Annotated in this window: 3 protein-coding genes and 1 pseudogene; 1 reads left to right on the plus strand and 3 read right to left on the minus strand. The window is 75.6% G+C overall.

All coding sequences use genetic code 11. The features are described from left to right. Positions 1 to 512, plus strand: a pseudogene (locus BG452_RS30190) (glycosyl transferase); the annotation flags it as partial. A gap of 194 nt (positions 513 to 706) precedes the next feature. Here the strand turns inward: BG452_RS30190 and BG452_RS30195 are convergent. The 3 genes from BG452_RS30195 to moaA form a co-directional block, all read right to left on the minus strand. Beyond that, positions 707 to 2,278 (minus strand): alpha/beta hydrolase, encoded by a 1,572-nt coding sequence (locus BG452_RS30195; protein ID WP_188307528.1) that lies wholly within the window; start codon positions 2,276 to 2,278, stop codon positions 707 to 709. 130 nt (positions 2,279 to 2,408) lie between these two features. Further along, entirely contained in the window at positions 2,409 to 3,170 is a 762-nt protein-coding gene (locus BG452_RS30200) for an HNH endonuclease family protein (protein WP_188307529.1), read from the minus strand. Positions 3,171 to 3,394: 224 nt separating this feature from the next. Next, on the minus strand, positions 3,395 to 4,390 hold the full coding sequence (moaA, locus tag BG452_RS30205) for a GTP 3',8-cyclase MoaA (RefSeq protein WP_188307530.1): 996 nt from the start codon (positions 4,388 to 4,390) through the stop codon (positions 3,395 to 3,397). Between the last annotated feature and the right edge of the window lie 246 nt (positions 4,391 to 4,636).

Raw genomic sequence — 4,636 nt, forward strand, 5'->3', positions numbered from 1 at the left:
ACGAGCGCGGCGCGGGCGGCGCCACCGGATCCGGCGGTGCCACCGGCGTGCCCGGCTTCCCCGGCAGCCAGGGCCCGGAGGGCGGCGCGGGCGGCTTCGGCGGCGGCATGGGCGGTCTACTCGGCGGCACCAAGGTGAGCTCCGAGGCGGCGGCGCTGCTCTCGCAGAACGCCGGCCAGTACACCTGGGCGGCCGCCACCACCGGTTCGCAGAACGCCGCGAGCTACCAACTCGCCACCGGCAAGCCGGTGATGGCCCTCGGCGGCTTCAACGGCACGGACCCCTCGCTCAGCCTGGCGGGCTTCCAGACGTACGTCCAGGAGGGCAAGGTCCACTGGTTCATCGGGGGCGGCTCGCACCGCGGCTTCGGCGGGGGCGGCGCGAACGGCGAGGGCGGCGAGGGCGGTCAGGAGACCGAGGCGGCCCAGATCGAGGCCTGGGTGACCAGCCACTTCACCGCCAAGACGGTCGGCGGCGCCACCTTCTACGACCTGACGGCCCCGCAGTCCTGACCCCCGGGTCCTGACACCGGAGCCGTGGTCCCGAGCCCCGGGCTCCCGGAACCCTGACCGGGAGCCCGAACCCCGAAGGGGGCGTGCCGCGTTCGCGCGGCCCGCCCCCTTCGGCCTTCCCCGCCCGCGACCCGCCCGCGAGCGGGCCGAGTCCGGGCCGAGTCCGAGGCTCCGTCCGGGGCTCAGCCCGGGGCTCAGTCCGAGGCGCAGTGCGTCCCCGCGGCCGGCAGCACGCCGTCCACCAGGAACGCGGCGACGGCGTCGCGCACGCACCCGCTGCGGTCCCAGGACATGTGCCCGTCGCCGTCGCGGGTGAGCAGCACGCCGTGCTGCAGTCCGGCCGCCATCCGCTGCGCCCACGGGTAGGGGGTGACCGGGTCCTCCGTCCCGCCGATCACCAGGATCGGGGCGCTGCCGGGGGCCGTCACGGTGTGCGGCCGCTCGGTGGAGCGGTACGGCCAGGGACGGCAGTCCGGGTCGAGCAGGGTGACCCGGGTGTCGTGCCGGCTGATGAGCGGGGCCCGGTCGGCGAGGGTGGCGAGGGCGGCGCGCAGGTCGGCGTCGGTGGGGGCGAGCGGGGCGTCGGCGCAGTGGATGGCAGCGTAGGCGTCCGCGGCGGTGTCGTAGTGGCCGTCCTCGTCGCGGCCGGTGGCAGCGTCGGCGAGCTTGAGCAGTTCGTCGCCGTCGCCGCGGGCGAGGGCCGGGTCGAGGGCGGCGCGCAGCCGGGGCCAGTTGCGGCGGCCGTCGGCGAGCGCGTCGGTGACGCCGGTCCAGGCGAGGGCGGCGGTGACGGTGCGTCCGTCGCGGGTGGGCAGCGGGTGGTCCTTGAGGCCGTCGAGGAAGTCGGCGAGGCGCTGGGCGGCGGCGGCCGGGTCACTGCCGAGCGGGCAGTCGTCGCCGTCGGCGGCGCAGCCGGCGGCGTAGGCGCGGAAGGCGGCTTCGGTGGCGACGGCCTGTTCGCCGTTGAGGTGCATCAGGTCGGTGCTGCGTTCGACGGCGCCGTCGAGGACGAGCCGGCCGGTGCGGTCGGGGAACTCCTCGGCGTAGAGGGCGCCGAGGTAGGTGCCGTAGGAGTAGCCGAGGAAGTCGAGCTTGCGGTCGCCGAGGGCCCCGCGCAGCACGTCCAGGTCGCGGGCGCTGTCGCGGGTGCCGAGGTGGGGGAGCACGTCGGCGTACTTGGCCTCGCAGGCGTCGGCGAGGGTCCGGCCGTGGTCGTAGGCCGGGTCGTCGGTGCTGGTCCACTGTGCGCGGGTGCGGTCGTCCAGGCAGTGGACGGGGAGGGTGCCGCCGGCGGCGCGCGGGTCGAACCCGACCACGTCGAAGCGGTCGCGCAGCGGACCCTGACTGCCCTTCCAGTTCCGGGCCATGGTGACGCCGGAGTTGCCGGGCCCGCCGGGGTTGAGCAGCAGGGAGCCGATCCGGTGCGCGGGGTCGGCGGCGGGGACCTTGGCGACCGGGACGTCGATGCTGCGGCCGCCGGGGTCGGCGTAGTCCAGCGGGGCCTTGAGGGTGGCGCACTGGACGGCCGCCTCCTCCTGGTCGGCGTCCTGGTCGGCCTCGCCGTCGCAGGGTGCCCAGTCGAGCCGCTGGTCGTAGTAGGCCCGCAGGGCCGGGGAGGCGTCGGCGGAGACCCGCTCGGCGAGCGGCGGGCGGCTCGCCGATGCGCCCGCGGGGTGCGCTTCGTCCGGGCCGGAGCAGCCGGCGGGCAGGGCGAGCAGGAGGGCGGCGAGGGCGGGCAGGGCGCGTCGCGGCAGGCGGGGGGTCATCGGGGGCACCGCCCACGAATACCATCCGGCGCGCCGTCGGGGCACCTCGCCCTCCCCGTCCTGTCGTGTCCTCGGCACGGCCGCACCTCGGCCTTGGCCCGGGCTGGGCACCTCGCGGAGGATCGTTTCCTCAGCCGCCGCACTGCTGGAGCATCGTCTTCTTGTCGGCCTCGGTGACGGGCAGCTGGTACTTCAGCGAGACCTGGGCGAAGCGCACCGCGTACGAGCAGCGGATCTCGGTGCTGGCGGGCAGCCAGTCGGCCGGGCCGGAGTCGCCCTTGGAGGCGTTCTGCGAGCCGTCGGCGGGGATCAGGTTGAGCGGGTCGTTGGCGATCCGGACCCGCTTGGCCTTGTCCCACGTGGCGGCGCCCATCTGCCAGTCGTAGGACAGCGGCATCACGTGGTCGATCTGGATCTTCGAGGCCTGCTGCTTGGTCCACTGGACGGTCTTGCCGGTGTACGGGTCGCGGATGGTCATCGCGGTGACCACGCAGTCCGAGCCGTCCTTTCGCTCGACGCCACTGCCGTCCCGGGAGAGCAGGTCGTTGCGGGTGTCGCACTTGTTGCCGCCGAACGGGACGCCCTCGACGCCGTCCGTCCAGGCCGGGCCGAACTCGTTGCGGTCGTAGCCGTCCTTGGGGCCGGTCCGGGCGGTGGCGACCTTGGCGATGAGGTCCCGGCCGGCCTTCTGCTCCTCGGGGGTGGCCAGCGGCGCCAGGCCGGGCTTGGTGCCGTCCGGGTTCTCCAGCGGGCTGGTGCCGATCCCCCCGACCGGTGCGGCGGAGCCGCCGGTCGACGAGTGGTCGCGGCCTTCGACCAGCCAGCCGACCAGGGCGAGCACGCATATCAGGAAGACGGTGGCGGCGGACAGCCAGGTACGGCGGGCGGGCACGGAGAACTCCCGAGGTCAGGGGCGGGTTGACGGCGCACCAGCAGACCAGCCGCCCCAAGAGGAGGTCAAGCCGACGCCACGGGGACGTCAAGGAGCATGTCGAAGCTCACACTCCGCCAGGCCGCCCGGGCACACGCTCCGCCGGCCCCGGGCGCACGCTCCGCCAGACCTCGGCGCCGGAGGCCGAACAGACCTCCGCCGCTCACCCGTCCGCGCCCCGGCGCTCAGCCGCCGATCGCCGACATCGGCCGCTCCGGCCGCACGAACTCCGCGCTGCCGATGGCGTGCCCGGGCCCCTTGCCCGCCACCGAGGCCCGCCAGGCCGCCTCGATCCGCGCGTCGTCCGCGCCACCGCGCAGCAGAGCGCGCAGGTCCGACTCCTCGGTGGCGAACAGGCAGTTGCGCAGTTGCCCGTCGGCCGTCAGCCGGACCCGGTCGCAGCCGCCGCAGAACGGGCGGGTGACGGAGGCGATCACGCCGATCACCGTGTCCGTCCCGGCGATCCGCCACTCCTCCGCCGGGGCGTTGCCGCTGCGCCCGACCGGCAGCAGCTCGAAGCGCTCGCCCAGCCGGGCCAGCACCTCCTCGGCCGTCACCATCGCGGCGCGGTCCCAACTCCCCTGCGCGTCCAGCGGCATGGACTCGATGAAGCGCATCAGGTAGCCGTGCTCGACGGCGAAGGACGCCAACTCCGGTATCTCGTCGTCGTTCACGCCGCGCACCGGCACGGCGTTGACCTTCACCGGATCCAGCCCGGCCGCCTTCGCCGCCGCCAGGCCCGCGATCACGTCGCCGATCCGGTCCCGCCGGGTGAGCGCGGCGAAACGGTCCGCGCGCAGCGTGTCCAGGCTGACGTTCACCCGGCCCAGCCCGGCCTCCCGCAGCCCGGCGGCCGTCCGCGCCAGGCCGACGCCGTTGGTGGTCAGCGACAGCTCCACGCCGAGCGCGGCCAGCCGCCCGACCAGGCCCACCAGCCCCCGCCGCAGCAGCGGCTCCCCGCCGGTCAGCCGCACCGAGCGCATCCCCAGCCGCTCCACGGCGACCCGCACCAGCCGCACCACCTCGTCGTCGTCGAGCGCGTCCGCCCGGGGCAGCCAGTCCAGCCCCTCTGCCGGCATGCAGTACGTGCAGCGCAGGTTGCAGCGATCGGTCAGGGAGACCCGCAGATCGGTGTGGACCCGTCCGAAGCGGTCCACCAGCGGGCGCGGTGCGGTGTTCATCGCCCCAGTACAGGGGCAAGCGCGCCGCGGGGCCAGCGGCCGAACCGCCGGGGACCGCCCACGACCTGCGCCTTCGCCTTGTGGATTCGTACAAGTGCCGACCCGCTGCGCGAGCGGCCCCGGACCGGGCAGGCTGGGCCCATGCAGAACCCGCACGGCCCGGCCCCCGAGCACGGGCGGCCATTCCACGGGCGGCCGACCCCGCCGGCACCCACCGCCGCCCTGGCCCCCGTCGCGCCGGCCGGG

Origin of the sequence: Streptomyces sp. CBMA123, assembly GCF_014596465.1 — a bacterium.
Classification (GTDB): domain Bacteria; phylum Actinomycetota; class Actinomycetes; order Streptomycetales; family Streptomycetaceae; genus Kitasatospora.

What these genes read in the sequence shown, in the direction of transcription:
- BG452_RS30195 (WP_188307528.1), bottom strand. Translation starts at nt 2,278, where the DNA reads ATGACCCCCCGCCTGCCGCGACGCGCCCTGCCCGCCCTCGCCGCCCTC.
- moaA (WP_188307530.1), bottom strand. Translation starts at nt 4,390, where the DNA reads ATGAACACCGCACCGCGCCCGCTGGTGGACCGCTTCGGACGGGTCCAC.